Origin of the sequence: Thiocystis minor (genome assembly GCF_016653465.1) — a bacterium.
Taxonomy (GTDB): Bacteria; Pseudomonadota; Gammaproteobacteria; order Chromatiales; family Chromatiaceae; genus Chromatium; species Chromatium minus.
In genome coordinates this window covers 1-3,998 of sequence record NZ_NHSQ01000038.1, presented here as the reverse complement: position 1 = coordinate 3,998, position 3,998 = coordinate 1, and the positions used below count along the sequence as shown (strand labels likewise).

Annotated in this window: 5 protein-coding genes; 3 read left to right on the top strand and 2 right to left on the bottom strand. The window is 68.1% G+C overall.

Annotated elements, in window-relative coordinates; translation table 11 throughout:
• On the bottom strand, positions 1-1,770 hold a 1,770-nt coding region (gene mobH, locus CCR95_RS03245; RefSeq protein WP_201091803.1), incomplete at its 3' end, for a MobH family relaxase.
• Positions 1,771-1,922: 152 nt separating this feature from the next.
• Between mobH and CCR95_RS03240 the strand changes: the two genes are divergently transcribed.
• The 3 genes from CCR95_RS03240 to CCR95_RS03230 are packed head-to-tail and all read left to right on the top strand — an operon-like array spanning position 1,923 to position 2,985.
• The gene (locus CCR95_RS03240; protein WP_201091794.1) at positions 1,923-2,336 is read left to right on the top strand and encodes a hypothetical protein; all 414 of its coding nucleotides are present in this window, start codon (positions 1,923-1,925) and stop codon (positions 2,334-2,336) included.
• Complete coding sequence (locus CCR95_RS03235) at positions 2,336-2,572, top strand: sigma factor-like helix-turn-helix DNA-binding protein (RefSeq protein ID WP_201091792.1); 237 nt, start codon at positions 2,336-2,338, stop codon at positions 2,570-2,572. The genes CCR95_RS03240 and CCR95_RS03235 overlap by 1 nt, the downstream gene beginning before the upstream one ends.
• A 20-nt stretch (positions 2,573-2,592) precedes the next feature.
• Entirely contained in the window at positions 2,593-2,985 is a 393-nt protein-coding gene (locus tag CCR95_RS03230) for a hypothetical protein (protein ID WP_201091791.1), read from the top strand.
• A gap of 414 nt (positions 2,986-3,399) precedes the next feature.
• Here CCR95_RS03230 and CCR95_RS03225 read toward each other — a convergent pair.
• Positions 3,400-3,998, bottom strand: a 599-nt coding sequence (locus CCR95_RS03225) for a hypothetical protein (protein WP_201091790.1), incomplete at its 5' end; no start/stop codon positions are given.

Here is a 3,998-nt window from a genome sequence, read left to right as displayed (position 1 = left end):
GTCCGCCAGGAGCGCCTCCGGGGGCTGATCGAGGCCGGTGAGCGCGGCGGGATAGGGCAGAAACACCTGGCCCTTGACCGTGATCGGGAGTGCGGGGAGCGCGATGCGGCCCTCGGCGATCGCGGCGGAGAGTTGCATCAGGGCTGGCCCGGCGGGGGCGTGTTGGTGCAACCAGGCGCGCGCGGTCTCGGAAGCGGCAGTGGTGTGGGCCGCGACGGACGTGGGAATCGACGCCGTTGGGGCGACGGGCTTCAAGGCGACCGGCGCGTGATCGTGCAAGACGACGGGTGCGGGGTCGAGGCTCCACGGGGCTGGCGCGCGCACGGGTTTGACGCCGACACCCCCGGCGGGGTTTGGCGTCCCCGGCGCGTCGGCAGGCGTTGACGCCGACGACACGATCTGGTGCGCCGTCTCGACGGCGGTTTTTTCCGCCGCCGTTCGCGTCTCCGATCGGTCCTCGGTTAGCTTGCTTTTCTGGCCCTCCGCGTCCGCCTCCAGCGTGGGATCGCCCGAACGCACGACCAGCGGCACGGGGGCGGGAATCACCCCGGAGAACAGCAACTCGGGCGCGGACAGGCGCAGAAACGAGAGTTCCAGGGGGCGCTCGCGACGCGTCGATAAGCAGGCGGGCGCGAGCCGCCAGTAGCGCACCGGATGTTCCGGGCGATGCTGTGGACCGGGCACCGCCAACTGGCGATCGATGAGGATCTCCGCCAGGGTGTCGGGATCGCGGGGAATGCCGGGGACGCCCAACTCGGCGAGCCGTTGCACGACGGTTGGCGCACAGTCCGACCAGACCAGATGCAGGCCGCCGGGATGAAAGGTCCAGACCTGCGCCCCCGGTCCATTGACCGTCCAGGTGCCCTCGCGCAGCAGCGCGCGCATGGTCTCGATCAGATAGCGTTCGATCGGCACCCCGAGCGAGAGCGCCTCGGGATCGAGATGGTTCTCGCGCAGATCCTGCGCCACGCTGGCGCGGTCGGCGTCGTGCATCAAGCGATAGAGCAGCGATTGCGTGTCGCTCCCCGCCAGCACCCGGCCCAGGGTGTGCCAGATCAGCGGATCGGGGTCCATCAACCAGTTGCGCACGGCGGGCGTGAGCAGTTGATGGAACACCGAGGCGGTAAAAATTTCGTGTCCGTGGTGGAGGCGTTGGGCATTCCAGCGCAGGAAGTAATGGTCGATGTTCAGCCGCCGCGCCCAGTCGACAATCGTGTCGTCGACCGGTTGCCAGCGGCTGGTGCCGGCGCGGTCGAACACCGAGACATCGACCACGGGCTTACCGACATCGTGCAGCAGTCCGGCGACGAACGCGGCCAGGTGCCAGCGCGGTTCCAGAACACGGCGCTCTTCGGGCCGCCGATCCAGCGCGAACAGCTTTCCCCGGCTGGCGCGCGCGGCCAGGGCAGCGACTTCCAGGCCGTGGCGCAACAGCCCGCCCGCCCCGCGATGGTGGTGCGTTTCCGAGGCAGGCAACAGATGGACAAAGGCGGCGTAGCGTTCCAGCAGCGGCGGCACGAGGGCTGCGTAGTCCGCGTCGGTGATCGCCAGCGCATTCTGGAACGTCGTGATCAGATCCTGTTGGGTGTCCAGGATCTGCGCCGAGGTGGCCACCGGCAGACCCTTGAGGAACGGCGGGTAGCGCGGAATCTCGGGGTCGCGTTCAGCGGCGTCGTTGGTGGAAGATGGCGCGCGTGCGACCGGCGCGCGCGCGTCGGTTCCCCGTAAGACGGACCAGGCGATCTGGCAGCGAGCAAGGAATCCGCGCATGGAGGCAAGGGCGCGCGAGCGCGGNAAGGAAGAAACGCCGATTGAACCATCCTGGCGTGCGGGCCGCGGCAAGGAACGGTGAAGGCGTCGCGAACCGTTCTGCGCGATTCCCGGCACGCGACCGATTCACCGATGCGCGCGGATCTTGACCGTTGTTCGCGCTAGGCTCCGGGCTGGTCTTTTTTCAGGAGCGTCGTGTGATCGCCAAGCCCTGTGTTGTCTGGATTCCACTGTCTCTCGTCGGCGTGCTGGTCGGCGGTTGCGCGTCGTCTCCCACGCCGCCGCCGGCCCTCCTCATGGAGCCGCGGATGCCCTTCCCGCAGTACGTCACGCATCGCCTCCCGGAAAGCCGGGGCGGTGCCGCCTGGCGGGGCGGCGAACGCGAACCGGCGCTGGCGCTCGACGGTCAGTCGTGCGGCCTTGCCCTGGACGGGCGCGTGCGCTGCTGGCGCCTCCCGCCCACCACGCCAACACCGCTGGCGGCGATGTTGCCGCCCCAGAGCCAGGTAGCCGCCACGTCCCCGGCACCCGCCTTGGCGGTCAATGGCCCGCTGGTGACGCACTGATGCCGCCGGCAGACCGCTGCTCGCGCCCCGGCGAAACGCTGGACGCGGTGGCGGCGCCGTTGGGCATGACCCGCAAACGGGTGCGCCAGATCGAACTGCAGGCACTGAATAAGTGCCGCCAATGGTGCAACGAGCAAGGATGGATGCTCGACGATCTCGTGAGAGACGCTGCCGTGCGGATGTCGTCTCAGGATGGCTGCGCGCAAAAGCGCGCGGGAATTGAGCGCGCCGAGTGAAACCCGCGTGGCGGGGCTAAATGGTCGGGTTTTCCGGTTCTGAGCCGGGCACGATGCGTCGCTTCTTCTTCACCACGACCGCCGCGACCGACTTCGGCGCGGGCGCGATCACTGGCTTTGGCGCGGGCGCGGCAACTGGCTTCTTGGCCTTTGCGGGTCTCTTGTGTGCCTTGCGCGCCTTGCGTCCGCGCCGTGCTACCCTGGAGAATCTGCTGCGGCGTAGGCCATCTATCCGATCCATCCAGGATCTGGATGGACTGTGTCTGCCCATTTTTAATCAATCACTTGACTCATGGGCAGACAATGAAAACACCCACAGCAAACACCGTCGTCATCTCCGCGTTGGTCGCCGCCGTGACGACTTTTCCCCCTTTCGCCCTTGCGACGCCTGGCGCGAATCACCCTCAGGGTGACCGTTGGTGTTTCATCGAGGCTAGGAATGTGAATTCAGGGGGCGGATTCTAGCCTCGCCACCATCCATGACTCACGGCTCGGAGTTCGACCGCGCCACCAGGACGTCACTCCCCCGCCCTGGGCAGGACACGGGCCTGGCGAGCGGCGACCTGATCCCTGGTGGTGGAGGGGCGATCCAACCTCGCCACACGCCGCGCTTGAATGGGCCATCACCCTGTTGTCAACCACCGCACCGCGGGATGGTCCTCAGTGCTTGGTAGAAACTGGCGGATTCCAACCTCAGATGGCAAATCGCCGAAAAACCATCGAGCGTCTGCGCGCCAAATGCCCCTGTAGGGCGTCCCACGTCGGGGATGCCTAATTTCCACCTTGCTCACCGCTTGCCAACGCCGTCACGGGCGCGAGCAGTGATCTCAAGCCGATTCCTGCACGGACTTCTGCGCCGCCAACCGTTCCAGAGCGTCCAGCGCCTGCCGTTTGCGTTGCGCAAAACGTTGGCGTTCGGCGGCGTCCTGCGCGGCGGGTGTGGCTGTCGCGTCGACGGGCGCGACCCGCCCCGTAATCGCCTCGCGCAACGCGCGCATCCGCTGGCGGGTGACGGCATCGGCATCCAGCGGCAAGGCAATCACCTTGCTGCGGTCGGTCAGCGCGCCAGCCATCAGGGCGGGGAGGCCCTCGGCACGCGGCGCGGGCAGATGCGCGCGCACCTGCTTTGCCGTCAGCCGTCCCGACCGTACCGCGTCCTGCGCGGCCACGGTGCGCCGTTCCGCGTCCCAGCCCAAGGACAATTGCCACCTCGGCGTCTGCCCGCTGGCCCGGCCTTCGCTCACCAGACGCCCATAGGCGGCTTTGAACGCCATCCGCGCGCCCACCGTGTCGCCGCTGTTCCACACCGGCGCGGACGCGCTGACGGCGGCCAGGATTTCGTCGGTGACGCACACCGTCGCGGCTTCGTCAAACGTGTCCAGGGCCAGCGCCCAGGCTTCGTCGGCTTCCGGGCGCTGGTCAGTGC